The following is a 24040-nucleotide window of genomic DNA, read 5'->3' as shown; positions in this document are numbered from 1 at the left end:
CTATGAAGAAGCCGAAAAAAAGCGGCCCACGCCGGGGCCGCTTATCGTCAGTCGAACAGCTCTTCGAGAAAGCTCTTCTTCCGCTTCTTCTGATAATATCGCCCGTCGTCGCGATGGTCGCGGTCCGGCCGGTAGCTGGGCTGTGGAGCCGGAACCCCGCCCGCCGACCGTTCGATGATCTTGTCCAGTTCACCCCGGTCGAGCCAGACGCCCCGACATTGCGGGCAATAGTCGATCTCCACGCCCTGACGGTCCGTCATGGAGAGGCCCACATGACAGACCGGGCAGAGCATGGCCGACACCGCGGCCTGATCCCGCATCCGGGTTACTCCCGCTCGCCGGTCAGGCTGAGCAGCATCTGGAACAGGTTGACGAAGTTCAGGTAGAGCGACAGCGCGCCCATCACCTGCATCTTCTGCGCGACTTCATGGCCGGCATAGGCGAAATATTCCGACTTGATGCGCTGCACGTCCCAGGCGGTCAGGCCAGTGAAGACCACCACGCCGATGATCGAGATGACCATCGCCATAGCCGACGAGCCGATGAAGATATTGATGAGGCTCGCGACCAATATGCCGATCAGGCCCATGATCAGGAACGACCCGAATTTCGACAGGTCGCGCCCGGTCGTATAGCCCCACAGCGCCATCGCCAGGAACATCACGGCGGCGGAGAAGAAGGCCTGCGCGATCGATCCGCCGGTGAAGACCAGGAAGATGCTGGCCAGCGACACGCCCATCACCGCCGAAAAGGCGTAGAAGGCCATGCGCGCGCCCGCCGTCGTCATCTTTTCGATGCGGAAGCTGAAGAAGAACACGAAGGCCAGCGGCGCGAAGATCGCCACCCATTTGAGCGGCGTGCCGAAGATCGCGGCGGCCAGCGCCGGCGTATTGCCGATGAAGGCGGCGACCAGCCCGGTGATGACCAGGCCGATGCCCATGTTGCGGAAAACGCCCAGCATGTGCGCGCGCAGCCCGGCGTCGGTCTGCGCCGTCTGGCTCGCACCATAGCCCGGCATACGAACGGGATTGTTCACGGCGTTATCACTCCATCCAAAAACAGTCTTGACGGATCGAGTGGCCCGGCGCGGTCTTCGTGCTACGTCAGAGGGGGGCAAACGCACACGAACCTGCACCGAGCACACTCGATGCGGTCCGACATCGCGGCTGGATGTCACATCCAACCGCCAGAGGGGCCCGGCCCGCACAAGCAATATCGGTGGGCCAACGCGCCAATGCAAGGGATGGCGCAGAGCGTCGGTCCGCCAGCAACAATTTATTACAATCGCCCGCTGACGTCGGGGTCCGGATTTTGCGGCGACATGCTCCGCCGGATCTTCGCCGCGCCGATCACGACGCCGCACACCAGACCCAGCGCAACGCCCGCTGCGACATTGCCGGTCGCCGCGCCGATCCCTGCACCCAACGCCAAGCCAAGACCGACAAAACCCGCTTTCATATCCAGTCTTCCCTTTTTCGACGCCAGGCATGGCAAGGATGCCCCGGCGGATATTAAACCGGAACTCTCCCAAATAGCGAGGGCTGTTGACGCTTCGAGCGAACCGCCGCATTGCGTCATCCCATGAGCGACCAGTTCACACCCGCCCAGCAGCATGCCGATGCGCCTCTGCGCCTGTTCAACAGCCTGACGCGCACGGTGGAGGCCTTCGCCCCGATCGAGCCGAACCACGCCCGCGTCTATAGCTGCGGCCCGACGGTCTATAATTACGCCCATCTCGGCAACCTGCGCGCCTATGTCTTTACCGACACGCTGCGCCGCACCTTGCTGTGGAAGGGGCTCACCGTCACCCATATCATCAACATCACCGATGTCGGCCATCTGACTTCGGACGCGGATGCCGGCGACGACAAGATGGAAGCCGCCGCCCGTGCCCAGGCCAAGAGCATCTGGGACATAGCGGCGCATTATACCCAGGCTTTCAAGCAGAACATCGCCGACCTCAACATCATCCCGCCCAGCGAATGGACGGTCGCCACCGACTATGTCCCGCAGATGATCGCCTTTGCGGAGAAGATCGCGCCGGCCCATTGCTACGAACTGGAAACGGGTCTCTATTTCGACAGCAGCACGGTGCCTGATTATGGCGCGCTGGCCGGGGGGCGCGACGATGCCGCCCATGCCCGCATCGATCCCGTCGCCGGCAAGCGCAACCCCAGCGACTTTGCGATCTGGCGCAAGTCCCCACCGGGCGAACAGCGCCAGATGGAGTGGGACTCGCCCTGGGGCAAGGGTGCGCCGGGCTGGCATCTCGAATGTTCGGTGATGAGCGAGGCGCGGCTTGGCCATCCGTTCGACATCCACACCGGCGGCATCGACCATCGCGAAATCCACCATCCCAATGAAATCGCGCAGAATCAGGCATTCCATGGCTGCTGCGGCGAACCGGGCGCGGCGACCGCAGGCTTCACCGGCGCGAAATGGTGGATGCACAATAATTTCCTCGTCGACCGGCAGGGAAAGATGAGCAAGTCGAAGGGCGGCTTCACCACTCTCTTCTCGCTGATCGACGCGGGCGTGCATCCGCTCGCCTACCGCCTGCTGTGCCTGGGCGCGCATTATCGCAGCGAACTGGAGTTCAGCGCGGACAGCGTCGGCGCAGCGCTCACCCGCCTGAAACGCCTCGTCATGGGTGTCGAAAACCTGAAGGCGCGGGCCGAGGGCGTGACATGGCAGTCGCTGCGGCTGGACTGGCTGCGCGCCAATCTCCACCCCAAGCTCGCGCCCTTGCTCGAACAGTTCGACGCGGCGATCAGCGACGACCTGATGACGCCCCGCGCGCTGCCGCTGCTGGAGGAGACCATCGCCGTCAAGAAGGTGCCGGTGGACGAGAAGCTCTGCCTGCTCGCGGCCTTCGACCAGGCGCTGGGCCTGAACCTGCTGACCATCGGCCGCGCAGACCTGCGCATCCGGCCCAAGGACGCGGCGATCGCACCCGAAGAGATCGAAGCCGAACTGGACCGTCGCCAGCAGGCGCGCGCTGAAAAGGACTTCGCCCTGTCGGATGAGATACGCGACGCCTTGATCGACCGGGGGGTCGAGGTGATGGACGGCGATCCGCTTCGCTGGGACTGGCGCCTCACCCTCAACACGGCATAAGGTTCCGGCGGCTGAGCCGGACCGTGCGGCGGATCAGCCGGCCCGTTTGTACATATGTCAGGCAAGCGGGCATATTCCGCGCATGCTAAAAGCCGCAACCGCAGCGTTCATGGGAATTGGCGCCATGACGATACCGACCGTCGCTGCGCCTGCGCAAAGCTATATGTTCGAGACGGGAACGACCCTGCTCGCCAAATGCCGCAACAAGGCGCCGGAATATGCCCTGGCCTGCACCGCCTATATCGTCGGCGCGGTGGACGGCATCAAGAAGGATGTGTTCATCGGCCGGGCCAAGCCCAATTGCTGGCCCGCCCAGATGAACGCGGAGGAAGTGAAGCGCATCGTCCTCACCTATCTGACCCGCTATCCCGACCAGCGGCAGGCGCCTGCCTCCGTCCTGGTCAGCGTGGCGCTCAACGAACATTATCCTTGCCAGAAATAACGTGCCTCCGCACGCCACCGCTATAAACTTGCGTTAGCCACTGGTTGCGCGTAGGTGCGGCCCCTATTTTACGATCTTTGGGAGACTCGACGTGGCGGCGAAGTGGACGCCGGAAAGCTGGCGCAGCCAAAAGGGCATCCAGATGCCCGTCTATCGTGACGCCCAGGCGCTTGCCGCCGTGGAGGCTCAGCTCAGCCAGTTTCCCCCGCTCGTCTTTGCCGGCGAAGCGCGCAGCCTGAAGGCCGAACTCGCCAGGGTGACGAATGGCGAGGCGTTCCTGCTTCAGGGCGGCGATTGCGCGGAGAGCTTTGCGGAGTTCCATCCGAACAATATCCGCGACACCTTCCGCGTGCTGCTGCAGATGGCGGTGGTGCTGACCTTTGCGTCCAAGCTGCCGATCGTGAAGGTCGGCCGCATGGCTGGCCAGTTCGCCAAGCCGCGCTCCGCGGATACGGAGACGATCGGCGGCGTCGAACTGCCCAGCTATCGCGGCGACAATGTCAACGACATCGCCTTCACGGCGGAGGCGCGCGAACCCGACGCGGGGCGGATGATCCGCGCCTATAACCAGTCGGCGGCGACGCTCAACCTGCTGCGGGCCTTTTCGACCGGCGGTTATGCCAGCCTGGACCGGGTCCATGGCTGGATGCTGGATTTCATGGGCCGCAGCCCCTGGGCCGCGAAGTTCGAGGCGATGGCCGACCAGATCGGGCAGGCGCTCGACTTCATGCGCGCCTGCGGCCTGTCGCCCGAAACCGTGCCGCAATTGGGGGGAACGAGCTTCTACACCAGCCATGAGGCGCTGCTGCTGCCCTATGAGCAGGCGCTGACCCGACAGGATTCGCTGACCGGCGACTGGTACGACACCTCCGCGCATATGCTGTGGATCGGGGATCGCACCCGGTTCGAAGGGTCGGCGCATGTCGAATATCTGCGCGGCATCGGCAATCCGATCGGCATGAAATGCGGCCCCAGCCTGGAGCCGGATGCGCTGATCCGCCTGCTGGACGTGCTGAACCCCAGCCGGGAAGCGGGCCGGATCACGCTCATCACCCGCTACGGCCATGACAAGATCGAGGCGGGCCTGCCCAGGCTGGTCCGCGCGGTGCTGAAGGAAGGCCATCCGGTGGTCTGGTCCTGCGACCCGATGCACGGCAATGTCATCAAGGCGGCCAATGGCTACAAGACGCGGCCGTTCGACCGCATCCTGGCGGAGGTGCGCGGTTTCTTCGCCGTTCACCGGTCGGAGGGCAGCTTCGGCGGCGGCATCCATGCCGAAATGACCGGCCAGAATGTGACGGAGTGCACCGGCGGCGCCGTGGCGATCACGGACGAAGGCCTTGCGGATCGTTACCACACCCATTGCGACCCGCGCCTCAACGCGGCGCAGAGCCTGGAACTCGCGTTCCTGCTCGCAGAAATGCTGAACGAGGAACTGAAGGAACGCCGGGCAGCCGCCTGATCCTTCGAAAAGGAAATGATCCCGCCGCGACCATGTCTCGCGGCGGGATTTTTCTTGGCGCAATCCCCTGTGCTCGTTTGAGCGCCCTATGTCGCGGGCGCCGGATTAGCATCCCTTCTCGTTCGCGCTGAGCTTGTCGAAGCGCCACTCTTCCTTGGGAAAGCGCAGGACGGCGACAGGCTCAGTCCGAACGGATGGGCATGGACGAGGAATGATCGGCACTGGCCATCGAAACGCGCCAGCGGACCAATCCATCATCCTCTTCGACGGCGGGCTGGTAATCGATGGTCCGGCTGCGTCTGTCACATGCACGTAACAATCCCATGATTCAGCCCTTGCTTTGGCGGTGCAGCAAGATAGCCTCCGCATATGGCAAAGGAACCGCAAGTGGCGACCATCGCCGTCTACAGCCTGAAGGGCGGGGTCGGGAAAACCACCTTCGCGATCAACCTCGCCTGGGCATCCGCAAGCATCTCGAAACGGCGGACATTGCTGTGGGATCTCGACCCACAGGCCGCGTCGAGCTGGCTGATCTCCACGGACAGCGAAAGCCGCGACGCCGCGCAGGCGATCTTCAGCAAGGATGTGGAGGTCCGCAAGCTGATCCAGCCCTCGACGGTGCAGGGCCTCGACCTGATCGCCGCCGACACCTCACTGCGCAGCCTCGACCATCTGTTCCGGGAGATGGACAAGAAGAAGCGTCTCGCCAAGCTGATCGAGAGCCTGGGCAAGGATTATGACCGGATCATCCTGGATTGTCCGCCCGGCCTCACCGAAACCAGCGAGCAGGTGCTGCGCGCGGCGGACATGATCGTCATTCCGGTCATCCCCTCCCCCCTCGCCCAACGCGCCATGGGGGAGGTCGCCCGCTATCTGGTGCAGCGCGGCGGCAGCCATCCGCCGATCATGCCGGTCTATTCCATGGTCGACCGCCGCCGTGGCCTGCATCGCGCGGCCCTGGAATCCCAGCCGGGCTGGCCGGCCATTCCCATGGCCAGCGCGGTCGAACAAATGGCTGTCCGCCGCAAACCGCTGGGCGCCTTCGCCGCCTCATCCCCATCCGCCCAGGCCTTTGCCGGACTTTGGACGACGATCGAGCGGCAGCTCCAGAAACATTAGGGCGGCGACAGGATTTGGCGGGTTACCGCCTGCCAACAGCCTCCGCCTACTTCAACCTCGCGATCGCGCCCGGATCGCACCGCTTCTCCCCGTGCGGCACGGGCGACCAGCCGGGCACCAGGATCGACTGCCCGACCCGAAGGGGCGCAAAACGCCGCCGTTCAATGCCTGCGCAACGCAGTTGGAGTTCCAGCATTTTGGGCGGGGTATCCCATTTCTCGTAGGAAAGGCGGAACGTCCCCCAATGGATGGGAATGGCGGTCGAGGCCTTGAGCTTTTCGAAAATCTGCACGGCCTGTTCCGGCCCGACATGGGAATCCGACTGCATTTGTCCGGGATGGAAGCGGAAGGCGCCAATCGGGATCATCGCCAGCCTGATCGGCCCCAGCCGCGCCGCGTCCGCGGGCCAAGCCATGTCGCCAGCGCCCGTGTCACCCGCGAAGAAGATATTGCCCGCCCGCGTGCTGACGAAGAAGCTCGACCAGAGCGCCCGGCTGCGGTCAGTGCCCCAGCGGCTGCTCCAATGATGGTTGCGCAGCACATGAACGCGATAATCCGGGCAATGCTCATAATTTTCGCACTGGATCACCGTGCCGTCGCCCAGGCCGTTCAACGCCGCGCCGCTTATCGATTGCCCCCAGTCGAGCGCCGTCGACGGAATGCCGTTGGCTTTCAGGATCGCGTCATTGCCCAGGCTGGTGACGATCTTCGGCCTGTCCCGTATCCACAGCCTTTTCAGCGTGGGGATGTCCATATGGTCGTAATGATTGTGGCTGAGGAGGATGAGGTCGATCCTCGGCAGATCGTCGAAGCGCACGCCCGGCTGCGCCACCCGCCGGGGCCCCAGGGGCGGAAAGGGGCTGGCATGGTCGGACCAGATCGGATCGGTGAGGATATTGAGGCCCGCCGCCTGCACGAGTACGGTGGCATGTCCCACCCAGGTGGCGATCATGCCACGCGGCGCGGCGAAGGCAGGCGGGCGCGAAGGCTTGACCGCCACCATGTCGGGCCATGAGGGCCGGTCGTCCTGACCCAGCAGCCACCGCGCGATGAAAGCGCGCGGGTTGCCGCCCGCCGGTGCGGTAGAGCGGATGTCCCCATCGGGATTGAAGAAGCGTTCCCCGTCATAATGGCGGCTGACCGGCCCTTCATAATAGATGCGGTCGAGAAAGGGTGGAACGACGGTCACCGCCAGGCACAGGGCCACAACCAGAAACAGCAGCGCAGCGCCCAAGCCTTTGACGATTTTCCCGACGATGCGGCCCATGCCGTCTCCCGCTCCGATGACCGGACGGACATAGCGCGGTTCAAGGTATCGGCAAGCGTGGAGATGGAGGAAGGGGCAAGAGTGGAGAGCGGACGTTGATGTTGATCTGGGTAAAGCATGCTCCTGCGCGGGAGCACCGCGCGCCTAATGGCGGAACCCGACTATCTCCGTCGCCCCACACCCAGCCATCCTGACCCGCCTCGCACCCTCAGGATGCCATGGAACGAGGCACGGCGCGCAATGTCGACGGGTTGATCGCCTGGACGAATTCCACCCCCAGCCGGTCGTCCTTGGACCATCGCGCGATGGCATTGACGGTCTGGTTGTCGCCCAGTTCGATGGCGAACAGCGTGCCCTCCGGCACGTTCCACAGGCCCTCCAACTGCGCACCCGTGGCGGAGATGTTGCGGATGCGCCCGGTATAGACATGACCGTCATGGTGCACGGCCACGGTACGCAACATGGTCTTGCGTTCCGTCCGGCTCGACTGGAAGCCCTGCGGCGCGACCACGCCGCCATGGCGATGTTGCTGTACCAGCACGTCCGCCGCCGGCAGCGGGCGGCCATAGACATAGCCCTGGATATGGCTGCACCCCAGGTTGCGGATCAGCGCGAGTTCATCCTGCGTCTCCGCCCCTTCGGCCGTGGTGTCCATGCCCAGCGCTTCGGCCAGGCTGACGATCGCCTTGATGATCGCGCTGTTGGGGCTGCCCTTGATCGCGGCGCCGCGCACGAAGCTCTGGTCGATCTTGATCTTGTCGAACGGCGCTTTCTTGAGATAGCCGAGCGAGGAATAGCCGGTGCCGAAATCGTCGAGCGCCAGTCGCACCCCGATGCCCTTCAGCCGGGAGAACATCGAGTCCGTGCCATCATCGTCGTTCAGGAACACGCTTTCGGTGATCTCCAGCTCCAGTCGCTGGGCCGCCAGCCCAGAGGCGGCGAGCGCATTCATGACGATCGAGGGCAGGCCGTGATTGGCGAACTGGATCGGGGAGACGTTGACGGCCACCCTAACCCCGTCGGCCCATTGCGCCGCATCGCGGCAGGCGGTGCGGAGCACCCATTCACCGATCGGGCCGATCAGGCCGCTTTCCTCCGCAATGGGGATAAACAGCGTGGGAGAGATCGCGCCGCGCACCGGATGCTGCCAGCGCAGCAGCGCTTCATAGCCGGTAATCTGCTCGGTCCGGGAGGAAACCACCGGCTGATAGACGAGGTGCAGGGCGTTTTCGACCAGCGCCTTGCGCAGATCCTCCTCCAACTGGCGGCGATCCTCCGCATCGGCATGCATCTCCGGGGAATAGAAGCGATAGATGCCGCGCCCGTCCCCCTTGGCGGCGTAGAGCGCAAGATCGGCATTGCGGATAAGTTCCTCGGCCGTCACCCCATCCTGCGGGCAGAAGGAAATGCCGATCGACACCCCGATGACGACCGCCGTTCCCTCCACCGTATAGGGCTGGGATACATCGGTGATGATCGCCCGCGCCAGATGGTCCAGGGTGATCTTGTCGGGTCGTCCGGGCAGCAGGATCTTGAATTCATCGCCGCCCTGGCGCCCGACCAGCCCCTTGTTGCCGACCACGCGCCGGATACGCTCGCTGACCTGGCGCAGCAGCGCATCGCCAGCCGGATGGCCCAGCGTGTCGTTGACGATCTTGAACCGGTCGAGGTCCAGCATCATCAAAGTGCAGTCACGCGGCTGCCCGTTCTTGCCCGCGACCGCCTGCTCCAGCGAGCGCATCATCTGCACCCGGTTGGCAAGGCCGGTCAGCGAATCATATTGGGCGAGCCGCGTCACCTCCGCCTGGCTACGGCGCATTTCGGTAAGGTCCGTGCCGCTGCCCCGGAAGCCGTGGAACTGGCCGAATTCATTGAACACCGGCTGGCCGGAGATCGACCACCAGCGCTCGTCCTTCGCCATAGCGGCGCGGACGGGAATTTCGGCAAAGCCGGTGCGCGCCGACAGGTGGAAACCCAATGTGCGCTCGCCATCGCCATCCTGCCGGTCGCCGGGACGGATGATTTCCGTGATCGGGCGGCCGATCAGCGCATCGTTGCTCAGCCCCAAGGTGCGGGCCAATGTGTCGGAAATATAGACGATGCAGCCGTGGCGGTCGGTTTCCCAGAACCAGCCGCGACCTGACTGTTCATATTCATGGAGCAGCCGGTCGGAGCGCTGGGCCCTCAGATCCCGCTGATGGAAGGCGATGGCGCGGTTCATGTCGGCATGCGCCTGGCGCAGCGCGGCGACCAGCATCGCGGCTATGCAACTGATCAACAGGCCGACCTGCGCGAAATCGCCCCGATGCAGGATGGAGGCGATCAGCAGGCCGCAGAAATAGCTGACACCCAACAGGCGCCGGTCGCCGAAGATCGACACGGCCATAAACGCGACCGCCATTTCCGCGGCCAGATTGCGCGAAGGCTCGCCGGCGATCAGCGACGGCCCCAGCATCAGGCTGAAGCTGAGGCCCGAGAGCAGCACCATCGGCAGCATCAGCCATTTCTGGTGATGTGGCCGCAAAAGCTGGAACCGGGCCCCGCGCGGCACGACGATGGCAATGCCGTCGACCAGCAGCATGGCCGCCAGGGCAACGGCATGGCCGACATTGCCCTCATCATAGAAAGGCACATGCAGCAGAGCGGTGATGCAGAGCTTCCCCAGCAGGACAAGCGGCCAGAGCCGGGCGATATGGACGAAGGTGCCGGAAATCCAGGAAGCGTCGACGGCAGCCCCGCTTTCGGCAAGGCCAAGCGCCGCGACCAGATCGGTCCGCCGCGTATGCAGTTCTGCCAGGTTCGCCCGCAAGGAAGTCATATTCCCTGCGTAACGACAAGAGATTGAAAGAAACTTACCCGACAGGCAAGGTCTGCGGCGGGTGGTTTCCCGCCATTAATCCCCGCCCTGAAGGGGAGGGGAAGCGTCAATGTCCGCAACCGGGCAAAACCCTCAAACGCGCATGGGCATCAGCACATAGAGCGCGGGGCTGCGATCATCTTCGCGGATCAGCGTCGGCGCAGCGGCGTCGGCCAGGTGCAGTTCGACCAGATCACTGTCGATCTGGCCCAGGATGTCGAGCAGATAACGCGCGTTGAAACCGATGTCGAAGCCCTCGCCCTGGAAGGCCCCGGGGACTTCCTCGGCCGCCGTGCCGTTTTCCGGGCTGGTGACGGAAAGGGTGATCTTGTCGCGGTCCAGCGTCATCTTGACGGCGCGGGTCTTTTCGGTGGCGATGGTCGCCACGCGGTCCACGCCTTCCTCGAAGCTGCGCGGATCGATCTTCAGCAGCTTGTCGTTGGCGGTCGGGATGACGCGGCTGTAATCAGGGAAGGTGCCATCGATCAGCTTGCTGGTCAGGATGGCGCTGCCCAGGCCGAAGCGGATCTTGCTCGCCGACAGCGAAATCTGCACAGAGCCTTCCACCTCGTCGAGCAGCTTGCGCAGTTCCCCGATGCACTTCCTCGGCACGATGATGCCCGGCATGCCGTCCGCGCCGTCGGGTCGCGGCACGGTGACGCGCGCCAGGCGATGGCCGTCGGTCGCCGCCGCCTTCAGCACAGGCTGTCCCTCGTCCGAAACGTGGAAATAGATGCCGTTCAGATAATAGCGCGTCTCTTCGGTCGAGATGGCGAAGCGCGTCTTGTCGATGATCTGCTTCAGCGTTTCGGCGGGCAGTTCGAAGCTGGTCGGCAGGTCGCCTTCCGCGATCACCGGGAAGTCGTCGCGCGGCAGGGTCGACAGGTTGAAGCGGGCGCGGCCTGCCTGGATCAGCATCTTGCCCTCGGCGGCCTGGAGCGAGACCTGGCTGCCTTCGGGCAGCTTGCGCGCGATGTCGAACAGGGTGTGCGCCGAAATGGTGGTCGCGCCGGGCTGTTCCACTTGGGCGGCGACGCTTTCGACGATCTGGAGGTCGAGGTCGGTCGCCATCAGCTTGATCGCGCCATCGGCCGATGCTTCGATCAGCACGTTGGACAGGATCGGAATCGTGTTGCGCCGCTCGACCACCGACTGGACGTGGCTGAGGCTCTTGAGCAGCGTTGCGCGTTCGATGGTGGCCTTCATGTCCCTGTTCTGTCCGTTTCTTTTCTGCGCAAAGCCCGAACTCGGTCGAATCCGGGCGACAATGATGGATGATCCTTCATAGCCGCTGTGACGGCCCCTGCAAGCGCTGGGTGATCGTTTCGTTTGCCAAAGGGTTGCAAAAGGGAACAGCATGCGCTTTGCCGGGGATGTGAAAGCTCCATGGCCCCTCGCCCTCCCCCTGATGATCATGGCCACGGCCGCGCAGGCGCGGGACTCTCTGGGCGTGTTCGAGGCGTGGGGGGCGTTTCGCGATCCGACCCCTTCCCAATCCGGTGGCCCCCGTTGCTATGCGATCGCCATGCCCGTCGCAGCGGGATCGGAGGGCTTTGCGGCGGTCGGGAGCTGGCCGCGCCAATCGGTGCGGGGGCAGGTGCATTTCCGCTTGAGCAGGATGCGAATGGGGGACGCTGCGGTGATTCTGAATGTGGGGGATCGGCGCTTTACGCTGGTGGCGGGGCAGGTGGATGCCTGGGCGCCCGATGCGCGGGCGGATGCGGCAATCATCGCGGCGATGCGCTCCGCCACCAGCATGAGTGTGCAGACGCGGGATGCGCGTGGGCGGGGCTTTGCGGACACCTATGCGTTGCGCGGAGCGGCTACGGCGATCGATGCCGCGGCGCTGGGGTGCGCGCGATTGCGGTGAGGGGCGTGCGCCATTCACCGCCCTTCCAAAATCCCCCAAAATCCGCTATGGGCGCGGCCATGCAGACAGCCGCCAACCCCTTGATGCCGATTCCCGGCGCTATCGACCCTGTGCCCGTGCCCCGCGCGGTGACGCCTCGTGAGGATGGGCGCGTCGACCTGATGGGGCTGTCGCGGCCGCAGATCAAGGGCGTGCTGGAGGAATCGGGGCTCGATACCAGGCAGGCGAAACTGCGGTCCAAGCAATTGTTCCACTGGCTCTACCATCGCGGCGAGACCGATTTCGACGCCATGACCGACCTTGCCAAGCCAATGCGCGGCTGGATGGCGGAGCGCTTCGTCATCGGTCGTCCGCAGGTCGTGGAGGCGCAGGTCTCAAGCGACGGCACGCGCAAATGGCTGCTGCGCTCCGACGACGGGCAGGATTATGAGATGGTGTTCATCCCGGACGCGGACCGGGGGACGCTGTGCGTGTCGAGCCAGGTGGGCTGCACGCTCAACTGCCGTTTCTGCCATACGGGCACGATGCGGCTGGTGCGCAACCTGACGCCGGGCGAGATTGTGGGCCAGGTGATGCTGGCGCGCGATGCATTGGGCGAGTGGCCCAAGGGCAGCATGGCGTCCGCCAATGACGATGAAGCCGACGATGCGCCGCAATATACGACCGATGGCCGCATGCTGACCAATATCGTGATGATGGGCATGGGCGAGCCGCTCTATAATTTCGACCATGTGCGCGATGCGCTGAAGGTCGTGATGGACGGCGATGGACTTGCCCTGTCGAAGCGGCGCATCACCCTCTCCACCTCCGGCGTTGTGCCGATGATGGCGCGGGCGGGCGAGGAGATCGGCGTCAACCTCGCCGTGTCGCTGCACGCCGTGACCAAGGATGTGCGCGACGAGCTGGTGCCGCTCAACAGGAAGTTCGGCATCGATCAGCTTTTGCAGGCCTGCGCCGACTATCCGGGGGCGAACAATGCGCGGCGCATCACCTTCGAATATGTCATGATCAAGGACAAGAATGACAGCGACGAGGATGCGCGCGAGCTGGTCCGGCTGCTTCGCCAGTACAAGCTGCCGGCGAAGGTCAATCTGATCCCGTTCAACCCTTGGCCGGGCACGGATTATGAATGTTCGACGCCCGAGCGGATCAGGCGCTTTTCCGACATCGTGTTCGAAGGCGGGATCTCCGCGCCGGTGCGCACACCGCGCGGGCGAGACATCATGGCCGCCTGCGGCCAGCTCAAGTCCGCTTCCGAGAAGAAAAGCCGGGCGGAGCTGGACCGGCTGGAGGCGGAGAAGCAAGCAGCGCTCGGATAGAGCGGGGCCGATGACCTGCGCCTTTGCGGCGCGAGATGCAAACCCCGCCCGGACGGCGGGGTTTTTCTTGTCGGCTTCGTCCGGGCGGCATGAAAGGATGGATGACAATGACGGACGAAGAGATCGAGCGGATCGCCAGCGGCTTTTGCGCGCGGACGCTGCCCAAGGAGGAGTGGACGCATGGCGCGCATTTCGCGACGGCCCTGTGGCTCATGCTGCGGCGGACGGACATGCTGGCCGAGCGGGACATGCCCGGGATGATCGCGGCCTATAACGAGAGCATGGGCGGCGTGAACAGCGACAGCGCCGGCTATCATGAGACGATTACCATGGCATCGCTGAAGGCGGCGCGGGCCGTGCTGGCGGGCTTGCCGGGCGAACCGTCGCCGGCAGAGGTCTTTGCGGCGCTGATGCGTTCCCCCATGGCCGACAAGGACTGGCTGTTCGCCTATTGGTCGCGCGAGCGGCTGATGTCGACGGAAGCGCGGCGGCGCTGGGTGGAACCGGACCTGACGCCTCTCCCCTGGGCTTAGGGTTTGTGCTGTTTCTGTTGAACTGGCATGGAAAAAGGGCAGCCCCACCGGGCCGCCCTTTCCCTGTTCTATCCGAGAGGGATTAGAAGCGGAAACCGATACCGACGACGCCGGCGTCACGGCCGCCAGCATTGTCTTCATATTCGGTGCGCTGATATTCAGCCGAGATATAGGTGTTGCCGGTCACGGCGAATTCCACGCCGCCGCCATAACGCACGCCTTCCAGATTGGTGCTGCCCAAGCCGGCGACCTCGAAGCGGGTGGTGGCATAGCCGACCTTGCCGAACGCCAGAACGCGCGGGGTCAGGATGTAGCCCAGGCGCACCGAAGCGGCCAGATCGCGGCTGACATCCAGACCGGCCTCATCCACGGTGGAATCGCCGAACGACACTTCCGGGCCGAAGGTGATGTTCGGGGTGACGGCCAGATCGTAACCGGTGCTGACGCCATAGCTGAAGCCTTCTTCGCCGCCAACTTTGTCATAGCCCAGCGTCACGCCGGCGCGCGGGCCGGTGAAGGGCGCGGCGTCCTGAGCGAAAGCGGGAGCGGAAACGGCGGCAGCAGCAAGGGCTGCGAAAATCACAGTCTTCATAAAATCCTCATGTCATCAGAAACGAACAGTCCGGTGATGTGGACTGCCGCTTGTTCTCTTTACGGGGATGACGTTGCGTGTCGTTATTTCATCGTCATTTGGAATACCGAGATAATTCGGTTCATCCCCCGTCCTGCACGCAGCGACATGCATCGCTGACGGCGCGCATATGTAACGCGATCGTGATTGTTGCAATATGGATATGAACTTTACAAATGTATGATGCTTTTCCGCAACAGTATGAGTTTGCATGAAAATGGGGCGGCCCCAGCGGGACCGCCCCTTGTCATACCCAACGGCACCCAACTCAGAAGCGGAAGCCGATCCCCACCACGCCCGCATCGCGGCCGCCGAAATTGTCTTCATATTCGGTCCGCTGATATTCGGCCGAAATATAGGTGCGCGGAGTCACCGAATATTCGACGCCACCGCCATAGCGCACGCCTTCCAGCGTCTGGTGGTCGCCAGGGACTTCGAAGCGGCTGTTGGCGTATCCTACCTTGCCGAACGCCAACACCTGCGGCGTCACGACATAGCCAAGGCGCACCGATGCGGCGAGATCGCGGCTCGCATCCACCCCACTGAACTTCGCCGTTGACTCGCTGAGCGAGACTTCCGGACCGAAGGTCACATGCGGGGTGACGGCCAGATCATAGCCGGTCGACACGCCATAGCTGAAGCCGTCGTCGCCCTGAACCTTGTCATAGCCCATGGTAATGCCGGCGCGCGGACCAGTAAAAGGCGCGGCATCCTGAGCAAAGGCAGGAACAGAAACGGTGGCAGCAGCAATCGCTGCGATAATCGCAGTTTTCATGGTATTCCTCATGACTTGTTCGATACCCTGAACCGGGTGAGATCGATTTATGTTCTCAATCGGTTTTTAAAAGAGACGGATCTGATAAATATTTTCATATCATCCCTATTGAACTTACAGGGCATCTATCCATAGGAGCTTCAAAAAATCCGGAAACTTTACTCGATCCCGGCAGCGGCGCTTATGGACCCACAATCTGGCTCCCACATGAACGGGATCATGAAAAATGATTCATGCGCGTAACGGCATCGTCCTTTTTGACGCTGTTGGTGCAAAAGGGTAACAGCAGCCTATGGATAGCGCCTCATCCGAGCCGATAGCCGCCGAACCGAAGCTGGTGCTGCGCCACAAAGGACCGACGCGCCTGTGGCATTGGCTGAATGCGCTGCTGCTCTACGTGCTGTTCGCCAGCGGGCTTGGCATCTTCAATGCGCATCCCCGGCTTTATTGGGGGCATTATGGCGCGAATCTCGACCGCCCGTGGCTGGTGCTGGAGCGGTTCGGAAGCTGGATCACGCTGCCCGCCCACTATAATCTGGCGATGTCGCGGCACTGGCATCTGAGCGCCGCGCCGATCTTTGCCTTCGCGCTGCTCTTCTACATGGTCTGGAGCCTGTTCGGCGGACATCTGGCGCGCGACCTGGCCTTCCGGCGCGACGAACTGGCGCCGCGCCATGTCTGGCAGGACATAAAGGACCATGCCCGGCTGCGTTTCCCAACCGGCGAAGCGGCGCTGCGCTACAATATGTTGCAAAAGGCCAGCTATATCGGCGTGATCTTCGTCGCGCTGCCGATCCTGATCCTGACGGGCCTCACCATGTCGCCAGGCATGAACGCGGCATGGCCCTGGCTGGTCGACCTGTTCGGCGGGCGCCAGTCGGCACGCTCGATCCATTTCATCACGGCCTTCATGCTCGTCGCCTTCTTCCTGGTGCATATGCTGATGGTGGTGCTGGCCGGGCCCCTGAACGAAATCCGCTCGATGATCAGCGGACGCTATCGCGTGCCGGAGGCGCGGCGATGAGCCTGATCCTCGACCGTCGGACCCTGGTACTGGGCGGCGCCGCGACGCTGGCGGGATGCGACCGGCTGGCGAAGAACGAGACGGTGCGCGAGGCGCTGTTTTCCGCCGGGAATTTCCACAAATGGGCGCAGCGCAGCCTGATGGCCCGCGACGCGCTGGCGCGGGAATTCCGGCCGGACCAGATTTCTCCCTTCTTCCGCCCCAACGGCACCGCCAATCCGAACACAGCCGAATATAAGGCGCTGTGGCGCAACGGCTTTGCCGACTGGCGGCTGCATGTGACCGGACTGGTGGGACGGCCGCTTTCCCTCTCCTTGGCGCAGCTCCACGCCCTGCCCCATCGGGAGCAGATCACGCGCCACGACTGCGTCGAGGGGTGGAGCGCCATCGGCAAATGGCGCGGCGTGCCGTTAAAGCCGATCCTCGACGCGGCGCGGCTGCGGGACGGGGCGCGGTACATCGTCTTCCACTGCGCCGACGATATGGGCGGCGGGCGCGGCTATTATGAAAGCATCGATCTGGTGGACGCCTTCCACCCGCAGACGATCCTCGCCTTCGCGCTCAACGACGAACCCCTGCGCGTGGCCAATGGCGCGCCGCTCCGGCTGCGGGTGGAGCGGCAACTGGGCTACAAGCAGGCGAAATATCTGATGAAGATTGAAGCGGTTGCGAGTCTGGACGGCATAGGCGGCGGCAAGGGCGGCTATTGGGAGGACCGCGCCGGCTATGACTGGTATGCGGGCATTTGACGGCAGCGGAATGACCTGACAGGGTGGCCCCATGAAATTGTTCGATCGCGTCATCAAGCGGCTGGTCACGCGGGGCCAGCTCAGCATCTATTATCATGACGGCAGGAAGATCACGGTCGGAACCCCCGAACCGGGCTTTCCGTCGCTGGCGCTGAAATTCCACGATGCGCGTGTGCCGTTCGACATCGTCAGGGACCCGCGCCTCGGCATGGCGGAGGCCTTCATCGATGGACGCGTCGCGATAGAGGGCGGCGGGATCATGGAACTGATCTCGCTCATCCGCATGAACAATGCCTGGGAAACGGGCAAGTCGATCAGCGATCTCGGCTCCGTCAAGCGCGGCTTCAAGGCGATCCGGCGCAAGCTCTGGGCCGCCAATCACCGGGCGCGGGCGAAAGCCAATGTGGCGCATCATTACGACCTGTCGGGCGCGCTCTACGCCCTCTTCCTCGATCGGGACCGGCAATATAGCTGCGCCTATTTCCCCGATGCCGACAATGAGGCGGGGATCAGCCTGGAACAGGCGCAGGAGGACAAGAAGGCGCATATCGCGGCCAAGCTGCACCTGAAGCCGGGCATGAAGGTGCTCGACATAGGCTGCGGCTGGGGTGGCATGGCGCTGTACCTGCATCGCACCTGCGGCGTCGACGTGACCGGCATCACCCTGTCGGAAGAGCAGCTCAAGGTCGCGCGCCAGCGGGCGCAGGATGCCGGCGTGGCCGACCATGTCCGCTTCGAACTGATCGATTATCGCGACATGGACGGGTCGTTCGACCGCATCGTGTCGGTCGGCATGTTCGAGCATGTCGGGACCAAGGATTACCGCACCTTCTACACCAAGTGCCGCGAGCTTCTGACGCCGGAGGGGGTGATGCTGATCCACACCATCGGCCGGGTCGACGGGCCGGGCATCACCGACGCCTTCACCCAGAAATATATCTTCCCCGGCGGCTATATCCCCGCCCTGTCGGAGATGATCCAGGGCAGCGAGGGCACGCGGCTGATGGTCACGGATGTCGAGGTGCTGCGCATCCATTACGGCCTTACCATCCGCGAATGGTACAAGCGGACGCTGGCGCACAAGGCGGACATCGTCGCCCTGTACGACGAGCGGTTCTTCCGCCTCTGGACCTTCTATCTGGCGGGCGCGGCGACCGTGTTCGAACATGGCGGCATGGTGAATTACCAGGTCCAATATGTCCGCGACCGCCGCAGCCTGCCGATCACCCGCGACTATATGCTGGAGGCGGAAAGCGCCCTGCGGGGCCGCTGATCCATCCATGAATATTGGCTGACGACACCGTTCCCGGACGGTTCAGTAAGGCCGGTGCATCTTCCCTTCATGACCCCGGCGACGGGCGTGCATGCTGAGGAGAGAAAGAGATGAACATCTTGTGGAAGGGCGCTGCGGCCCTGGGCCTGGCGATCACCGCCATGGGGGCGAGCGTGGCCCCTGCACAGGCGCAATATTATGGCGGCTATGGCTATCGCGACGGGTATCGCGGCAACCATTGGGACGATAGGCGTTGGGACGATAGGCGCTGGGACGGCAGGCGCGACTGGCGCCATGACGACCGCCGCTATTGGCGCGGCGACCGGCGCTCCTGGCGCGGGCATTACCGCCAGCGTTGCTGGACCGAATGGCGCTACAATCATTACCGCGACCGGCGCGTGAAGGTTCGGGTCTGCAATTGATCTGGCCGCATCGGCTGGTTGATGCCATGCGATCCTCCCTGCGCGCAGCGTGGGGAGGGTGCAGGAGAGGCACCCGCCTCTGTTCGACACCCGCGAAGTGAATGGGGAGGGGAAGCTGCGCGGGTTGCGCCATTTTCCTCTCCACCCGTTTCCCCATCGACTGGCAATTGCACCCGGCATCCGCTTGCGGCATTTTGACGCGATGACCGATCCCATGCCCGTCATTCAGAGCCTGCTGTCGGGCCTGCCCATCTTCCTGCTGCACCTGGGTTCCGCAACCTTGGCCTGGCTGGCGGCGCTGGCGCTTTATATGTGGATCACGCCGCATGACGAATTCGCACTGATCCGGGCAGGCAATGCTGCCGCGGCGATCTCGCTGGGCGGGGCGGCGATCGGGTTGGCCGTGCCGTTGGGCTTTTGCCTCGCGGGCTCGGTGAATGTCTGGGACATCATGATCTGGGGCAGCGTGACGCTGATCCTGCAACTCATCGCCTTTCGCGTGGTCGATTTCCTGCTGGGCTCGCTGCCGACCCGCATCGAGGCGGACGAACGGTCCGCCGCCATCTTCCTCGCCATGATGAAGGTCGCCATCGCCTGCCTGACCGCCGGCGCGGTCGCGGGTTGAGCCGTGGCGGGCCGGCGCTTCGGCTGTCTGCCCGGCCTGCTCGGCATCATCCTCGCCCTGCTGTGGATCAGCGAGGTCATCAGGCCAACGCCGCTGCATGTCGAGGCTTTCGACCCGCGCTCGCCGCGCCGTCCGATGCCGCAATGGAGCGATGAGAGCTTCGTCATCGAGGAACGGACGGAGGCGCCCGCCGACAGCATGGGCACGACCTTCGCCATCGACCGGGACGGCGCATGGCTGACCGCCGAGCATGTCACCCATGGCTGCACCCGGGTCGGCATAGAGCAGGGCGGCTTCGCCCGCCCCGTGTCGCGCCTGGTGGAAAGCCGGGAGGCGGATGCGGCGCTGGTGCGCGGGGGCGTGGCGAGCGACCACGCCCTGCCGCTGTCGGACCGCATGCCGCCGCCCGGATCGGTCGGCTATCATATGGGCTTTCCGGGCGGACAGCCGACGCTCGTCATATCCGAACTGATCGGCGCCGCCCGCGCCCGGCGCGGCGCAGGCGAGGAGACGCAGCCCGTGCTCGCCTGGGCGGAGCATGCGCGCATTCCGATGGGTGACGGCACGCTGTCGGGCATCAGCGGCGGTCCGGTCTTTGCCGAGGACGGCCATGTCGTCGGCGTCAACAGCGCCGCCACCGACCGGCGCGGACGCATATTGACCACGGCGCCCGATGCCATGATGCGGCTGGTCATTGCCAGCCGGGCGGTGGGGGAACGGCCGGTCGCCTATCCCTTCCTGGATCTGGCCGATGCGCATGCCCGCTTCGAATCCTGGCTGGCGCAGGGGGTGATCCGGCGCATCTTCTGCGATGTCGACGATGGACCGCAGCAGTTGACGGCGGGCAGGCCTAAGGGCTAGGTCGCGCCAGATTGACAGGATTTGGACCATCATGAGCGATACGCCCCCCGACCGCCTTTCCACCAACCCGAAGAGCCCCTTTTTCGACATGGACGTGCTCCAGCGGGGCATCGGCATCCGCTTCAAGGACCGCGTCCGCAACGATGTCGAGGAATATTGCATTTCCGAAGGGTGGATTCGCGTGGCGGCGGGCAAGACCCGCGACCGCCACGGCCAGCCGCTGACGATCAAGCTCTCCGGGCCGGTCGAGGCGTGGTTCGAGAATGCGGACGAGGGCGCCGGGGAAGCAGCGGACAAGGCGGAATAGAGTTTCGTCTGCGCTGAAGAAAAAAGGACGCCGCCTCGCCAGAGGGGTGCGCCCTTTTATTCAGCCGCGTTCCGATGAGACGAGAGGCTCATGAGAGCCCGTTCGGACGCCATGTTTTCAGGATAGCCGGGACCGTGTTGCTGCCCGCGCGGGAGCATCGGGCCGCTTCAACGCAGCGCCGCGTCTCGCTTCACGTCCGCGATGATGTCGCGCAACGAACGGGCGGAAGGCGCCGCATCGGCATAGCGGATGGCACGCAGGTCGACCGCCAGCCGCGGCTGGGCGGCGGACCTGCGCAACGGAGCGCTATCCTCCTCCGGATCGTCCTTGGTCACCGTCATGCTGGCGAAGCGCGTGCTGACGCCCAGCGCCGGATCGGTCCGGAACTCGCGCAATTGCGGTTTGTCGGGATAGATGAAGCCGAAGGTGGGGTTGCTGCGCGCGCCCATCCGGTTGGTCGGGCTGTGCCAGACGCGCACCTCGCTCCAGTCGCCTTCTTCGGATACGTCGACGGCGAGAACATCCTCCTCGATCGCGCCCGGCACCGACCAGTTGGCATGCCGGATCAGCACGCGCCGGTCGTCCAGCACCCTGCTGACCACCGCGACATGGCCCAGCACCATCGGGCCGACGGGACGGAAGGCCAGCACCGCGCCCGTGCGGGGCGCATGCCCGCGCTTATAATGATTTTCCGCCTGGTCCCACCAGGTCAGCGCGTCGCCATAGATCTGGACGCCCGACACGGTGCGCGCATAGGGCACGCATTGCAGCACGGTCGCGCCCAGCACAGGCGTCGCTGTCAGGCCGGCCAGCAGCAAGGCCGCCCAGCGCATCATTCCCACTTTCATGCGACCCCAAAAGTCTCAGAATCGCCCCACCGCCGACGAAATTAGGCGGCGACCATTAGGAAATGGTTAAAATGTCAGAAAGCACCCCGCGCGGCGTCGGAGCCTGCCGTCGCGCGATCCGCCATGGCGATCTGCACCGGAGCGTCGCTCGCCTTGTGCGCGTAGATGAAGCCTTTGGCGGGGTTCGGCCGCAGACCCAGATCCCCGATCGGGCCATACCAGACGCGCACATCGGTCCAGTCATTGTTCGGGGACACGTCGATAGCGCGGACATTGCGCTCTACGCCGCCGCGATAGGACCAGTTGGCATGGGTCAACAGCACTTCGCGCTCGCTGACCACCTTGCTGACCATGGCGACATGGCCGACCGGCATCGAACGGCTGGCCGAGAAGGCAAGGACGGCGCCGACACGGGGTTCATGGCCGCGTTCATAGCGGCCATCGGCCTGACCCCACCAGGTGTTGGCATTGCCATATAGCTCGATGCCGGAAACCTGCCGGGCGAAGGGCGCGCACTGGAGGACGCCGGCCGCGGCCGGGGTCGTGATCAGGGCGCCGAGTGCAAGCGTTGCCGCTGCGACAATAGCGCGAAAACCACCGATCATAGGAATGCGACCCCCGACTATTTGAACGACTTAACCCCGTGCCATGCTTTAGGGCAGACGCCGGACGCGTTGAAAAGCAGCCAGCGACGAGTCGTTGTTGCGGCGCGTCAATCTGCGGAACGAAAGACGTGCCCCGCCGTTACGCAAAACCGGCTCGCCACAGGCAAGTCGTTGAAAAGTGCGGATTCCGTCCCCGTCATCCAGACCTGACCGCCGGTTTCCCGCAGCCGGTCGAACAGCGCGGCCCGCCGCGACGGGTCGAGATGCGCCGCCACTTCGTCGAGCAGCAGCACCGGCGGCTGGCCGCGATGAGCCGCCACCAGAGCCGCATGGGCGAGCAGGATGGAGAGCAGCAGCGCCTTCTGCTCGCCGGTCGAACAGAGCGCGGCAGCCTGCGCCTTGGCGGCGTGAACGACGGCGAGGTCTTGCCGGTGCGGGCCGGACAAGGTGCGACCGGCAGCGGCATCGCGGCGTCGTTCGCGGGCCAGGCGAAGCCCCAGGGGCTCGTCGCCCTCCCCTTCCCCCTCGATCGCCAGCAGCGGACGGGCGAAGGGATGGTCGGGCTGGTCCTCCAGCGCGGCCTGCAAGCGGCCGACCAGATCGGCGCGGGCGGCGGCAAGCGCCGCGCCATGCTCGTCCATCTGCGTTTCAAGCGCGCTCAGCCAGGAAGGATCGGCGGCGGACAGATCGTTCAGCAGCCGGTTGCGCGCCCGCATCGCCGCCTCGTAGCGGGCGCTGTGCGCGGCATGGGCGGGGTGAAGCGCCAGCGTCAGCCGGTCCAGGAAACGCCGCCGCCCGCCGGGACTGTCCATGAACAGCCGGTCCATCGCCGGCGTCAACCACACGATGGACAGATGATCCGCCAGCGCATTGGCGGAGGATGCGACGCCGCCGATCCGCACCTGACGCCGGTCGGGGGTGGAAGCGAGAACCCCCGTACCCAGCATCACGCCGTCCACTTCCGCCGCTATGCCGAAACCGCCCGCCCCATCCTGCCGCACCATGTCGCGCAGGGCCGCGCCGCGCAGGCCGCGTCCCGGCGCCAACATCGACACGGCTTCCAATATGTTGGTCTTGCCCGCGCCATTGTCCCCGGTCAGCACGATGAAACTGTGATCGGGCATGATCAGCGCATCCGCATGATTGCGGAAATCGCTCAAGGTAAGACGGCCGATCATGAGGCGGCTCTAACCAGTGCGGCGGCTTTGGGGAAGCTTGGAGTAAGCATTCCGCGCTCCTGCGCAGGCAGGAACCCAATTCTGCCGCCCGATCCCGTTTCCCGCCTTTGCAGGAACAGGCCGAAGATCAACTACACCGCTTCCGCGTCACCGCCCGGCCGTCGTCGATCACCGTCAACTCCCGCCCGCTGGCCGAGGGGCGCAATTCCAGCTTCCTGTTCCAGCTCTGCCCTTCGCCGGTGAAGGCCGCGTCGATGCGGATGCGGCCGTCCGGGCCGTGGGACACGCCGGTCGCCTTCCCCTCGCTCTCCAGAAAGACCAGGCTGGTCGGCGTGATCGTCAGCTCCAGCTCGGTCGCGCGGTCGGCACAGCTTTCGTCCAGGCCCGTCCATCGCCCCTGCACGCTGGCGGGGATGGTCGACCCCACCGGCACGGGCTTGGATGGAATCTCCGGCGCGGGTTCAGCGGTCTGGATACCGTTCGCGCCTTCGGGCACCTGCTGCACTTCGTTCATCGCTTCGTCGACGATATTGGTGGCGATGCCGGGCTGATCGCCCGGCTTGTCGCCGCACGCCGCAAGGACGAGCAGCGGCAGGAGAATCATCGCGCGCATGGGAGGAAAACCGGCATTCCGCCAATGGGTTCCGGCCAGCGCGCGTTCCTGCTTCATCCCTGCCACACTCCTTCTCGGCCACTTCTCAGCCACGGCTTACGCCATGGCGCGCCGGAAGGGGCTGACTTTTCTTCCCCCGCGAT

Annotated in this window: 26 protein-coding genes; 14 read left to right on the top strand and 12 right to left on the bottom strand. The window is 64.5% G+C overall.

Features of this window, described 5'->3' with window-relative positions; translation table 11 throughout:
- Nucleotides 1-47 precede the first annotated feature (47 nt).
- The 3 genes from A0J57_RS16705 to A0J57_RS16695 all read right to left on the bottom strand — a co-directional run bounded on the left by A0J57_RS16705 (nt 48) and on the right by A0J57_RS16695 (nt 1458).
- Nucleotides 48-320, bottom strand: coding sequence for a zf-TFIIB domain-containing protein (locus tag A0J57_RS16705; RefSeq protein WP_025552169.1), 273 nt, complete (start codon nt 318-320; stop codon nt 48-50).
- 5 nt (nt 321-325) lie between these two features.
- Entirely contained in the window at nt 326-1018 is a 693-nt protein-coding gene (locus tag A0J57_RS16700; protein ID WP_044660334.1) for a Bax inhibitor-1/YccA family protein, read from the bottom strand.
- A 260-nt stretch (nt 1019-1278) separates the two neighbouring features.
- Nucleotides 1279-1458 carry a hypothetical protein gene (locus A0J57_RS16695; RefSeq protein WP_044660335.1) on the bottom strand — a complete coding sequence of 60 codons (180 nt, stop codon included), beginning with the start codon at nt 1456-1458 and terminating at the stop codon, nt 1279-1281.
- 123 nt (nt 1459-1581) lie between these two features.
- Between A0J57_RS16695 and cysS the strand changes: the two genes are divergently transcribed.
- The 4 genes from cysS to A0J57_RS16675 all read left to right on the top strand — a co-directional run bounded on the left by cysS (nt 1582) and on the right by A0J57_RS16675 (nt 6140).
- Complete coding sequence (gene cysS, locus A0J57_RS16690) at nt 1582-3117, top strand: cysteine--tRNA ligase (protein WP_061937956.1); 1536 nt, start codon at nt 1582-1584, stop codon at nt 3115-3117.
- 124 nt (nt 3118-3241) lie between these two features.
- Complete coding sequence (locus tag A0J57_RS16685; protein WP_044662810.1) at nt 3242-3559, top strand: Rap1a/Tai family immunity protein; 318 nt, start codon at nt 3242-3244, stop codon at nt 3557-3559.
- Between the two features lie 91 nt (nt 3560-3650).
- Complete coding sequence (locus A0J57_RS16680; RefSeq protein WP_061937953.1) at nt 3651-5021, top strand: class II 3-deoxy-7-phosphoheptulonate synthase; 1371 nt, start codon at nt 3651-3653, stop codon at nt 5019-5021.
- Nucleotides 5022-5390: 369 nt separating this feature from the next.
- Nucleotides 5391-6140 (top strand): ParA family protein, encoded by a 750-nt coding sequence (locus tag A0J57_RS16675; RefSeq protein ID WP_044660338.1) that lies wholly within the window; start codon nt 5391-5393, stop codon nt 6138-6140.
- 46 nt (nt 6141-6186) lie between these two features.
- Here the strand turns inward: A0J57_RS16675 and A0J57_RS16670 are convergent, their stop codons facing one another.
- The 3 genes from A0J57_RS16670 to dnaN form a co-directional block, all read right to left on the bottom strand.
- The gene (locus A0J57_RS16670) at nt 6187-7407 is read right to left on the bottom strand and encodes an MBL fold metallo-hydrolase (protein WP_061937949.1); all 1221 of its coding nucleotides are present in this window, start codon (nt 7405-7407) and stop codon (nt 6187-6189) included.
- A 208-nt stretch (nt 7408-7615) separates the two neighbouring features.
- The gene (locus A0J57_RS16665; protein ID WP_061937946.1) at nt 7616-10225 is read right to left on the bottom strand and encodes an EAL domain-containing protein; all 2610 of its coding nucleotides are present in this window, start codon (nt 10223-10225) and stop codon (nt 7616-7618) included.
- Nucleotides 10226-10357: 132 nt separating this feature from the next.
- Complete coding sequence (gene dnaN, locus A0J57_RS16660) at nt 10358-11470, bottom strand: DNA polymerase III subunit beta (protein WP_044660341.1); 1113 nt, start codon at nt 11468-11470, stop codon at nt 10358-10360.
- Nucleotides 11471-11621: 151 nt separating this feature from the next.
- Here dnaN and A0J57_RS16655 point away from each other — a divergent pair, with 151 nt between their 5' ends.
- The 3 genes from A0J57_RS16655 to A0J57_RS16645 all read left to right on the top strand — a co-directional run bounded on the left by A0J57_RS16655 (nt 11622) and on the right by A0J57_RS16645 (nt 13986).
- Nucleotides 11622-12134 carry a hypothetical protein gene (locus A0J57_RS16655; RefSeq protein WP_044660342.1) on the top strand — a complete coding sequence of 171 codons (513 nt, stop codon included), beginning with the start codon at nt 11622-11624 and terminating at the stop codon, nt 12132-12134.
- A gap of 59 nt (nt 12135-12193) precedes the next feature.
- The gene (gene rlmN, locus A0J57_RS16650) at nt 12194-13453 is read left to right on the top strand and encodes a 23S rRNA (adenine(2503)-C(2))-methyltransferase RlmN (protein WP_025549670.1); all 1260 of its coding nucleotides are present in this window, start codon (nt 12194-12196) and stop codon (nt 13451-13453) included.
- Between the two features lie 107 nt (nt 13454-13560).
- Nucleotides 13561-13986 (top strand): hypothetical protein, encoded by a 426-nt coding sequence (locus A0J57_RS16645; protein ID WP_061937943.1) that lies wholly within the window; start codon nt 13561-13563, stop codon nt 13984-13986.
- An 82-nt stretch (nt 13987-14068) separates the two neighbouring features.
- Here A0J57_RS16645 and A0J57_RS16640 read toward each other — a convergent pair whose 3' ends face one another.
- Together A0J57_RS16640 and A0J57_RS16635 are read right to left on the bottom strand one after the other, a co-directional pair.
- Nucleotides 14069-14578: an outer membrane protein gene (locus A0J57_RS16640; RefSeq protein WP_025549672.1), complete on the bottom strand. Its 510-nt coding sequence runs from the start codon at nt 14576-14578 to the stop codon at nt 14069-14071.
- Nucleotides 14579-14885: 307 nt separating this feature from the next.
- A complete protein-coding gene (locus A0J57_RS16635; RefSeq protein WP_061937938.1) occupies nt 14886-15392 on the bottom strand; it encodes a porin family protein in 507 nt (168 codons plus the stop codon).
- Nucleotides 15393-15684: 292 nt separating this feature from the next.
- Here A0J57_RS16635 and A0J57_RS16630 point away from each other — a divergent pair, with 292 nt between their 5' ends.
- From A0J57_RS16630 to A0J57_RS16600, 7 genes are all read left to right on the top strand, one after another.
- A complete protein-coding gene (locus tag A0J57_RS16630) occupies nt 15685-16416 on the top strand; it encodes a cytochrome b/b6 domain-containing protein (protein ID WP_061937935.1) in 732 nt (243 codons plus the stop codon).
- Entirely contained in the window at nt 16413-17165 is a 753-nt protein-coding gene (locus A0J57_RS16625) for a molybdopterin-dependent oxidoreductase (RefSeq protein ID WP_061937932.1), read from the top strand. The genes A0J57_RS16630 and A0J57_RS16625 overlap by 4 nt, the downstream gene beginning before the upstream one ends.
- A gap of 31 nt (nt 17166-17196) precedes the next feature.
- A complete protein-coding gene (locus A0J57_RS16620) occupies nt 17197-18438 on the top strand; it encodes a cyclopropane-fatty-acyl-phospholipid synthase family protein (RefSeq protein ID WP_061937930.1) in 1242 nt (413 codons plus the stop codon).
- 110 nt (nt 18439-18548) lie between these two features.
- Nucleotides 18549-18860: a hypothetical protein gene (locus tag A0J57_RS16615; protein ID WP_048575847.1), complete on the top strand. Its 312-nt coding sequence runs from the start codon at nt 18549-18551 to the stop codon at nt 18858-18860.
- Nucleotides 18861-19062: 202 nt separating this feature from the next.
- Nucleotides 19063-19485, top strand: a complete 423-nt coding sequence (locus A0J57_RS16610; protein ID WP_025549678.1) for a DUF350 domain-containing protein — start codon at nt 19063-19065, stop codon at nt 19483-19485.
- Nucleotides 19486-19488: 3 nt separating this feature from the next.
- Nucleotides 19489-20346 carry a serine protease gene (locus A0J57_RS16605; protein ID WP_025549679.1) on the top strand — a complete coding sequence of 286 codons (858 nt, stop codon included), beginning with the start codon at nt 19489-19491 and terminating at the stop codon, nt 20344-20346.
- A gap of 31 nt (nt 20347-20377) precedes the next feature.
- Entirely contained in the window at nt 20378-20653 is a 276-nt protein-coding gene (locus A0J57_RS16600; protein ID WP_025549680.1) for a DUF3297 family protein, read from the top strand.
- A 167-nt stretch (nt 20654-20820) separates the two neighbouring features.
- Here A0J57_RS16600 and A0J57_RS16595 read toward each other — a convergent pair whose 3' ends face one another.
- From A0J57_RS16595 to A0J57_RS16580, 4 genes are all read right to left on the bottom strand, one after another.
- Entirely contained in the window at nt 20821-21489 is a 669-nt protein-coding gene (locus A0J57_RS16595; protein WP_061937927.1) for a CHAP domain-containing protein, read from the bottom strand.
- Nucleotides 21490-21575: 86 nt separating this feature from the next.
- Nucleotides 21576-22106, bottom strand: coding sequence for a CHAP domain-containing protein (locus A0J57_RS16590; RefSeq protein WP_025549682.1), 531 nt, complete (start codon nt 22104-22106; stop codon nt 21576-21578).
- Nucleotides 22107-22213: 107 nt separating this feature from the next.
- A complete protein-coding gene (gene recF, locus A0J57_RS16585; RefSeq protein ID WP_061937924.1) occupies nt 22214-23284 on the bottom strand; it encodes a DNA replication/repair protein RecF in 1071 nt (356 codons plus the stop codon).
- 127 nt (nt 23285-23411) lie between these two features.
- The gene (locus tag A0J57_RS16580) at nt 23412-23954 is read right to left on the bottom strand and encodes a hypothetical protein (protein WP_025549684.1); all 543 of its coding nucleotides are present in this window, start codon (nt 23952-23954) and stop codon (nt 23412-23414) included.
- Nucleotides 23955-24040 lie beyond the last annotated feature (86 nt).

It is taken from the genome of Sphingobium sp. 22B (assembly GCF_001580035.1).
Lineage (GTDB): Bacteria > Pseudomonadota > Alphaproteobacteria > Sphingomonadales > Sphingomonadaceae > Sphingobium > Sphingobium fuliginis.
Note: the sequence above shows the minus strand (reverse complement) of the source record. Positions and strands in the feature narration are given on the sequence as shown.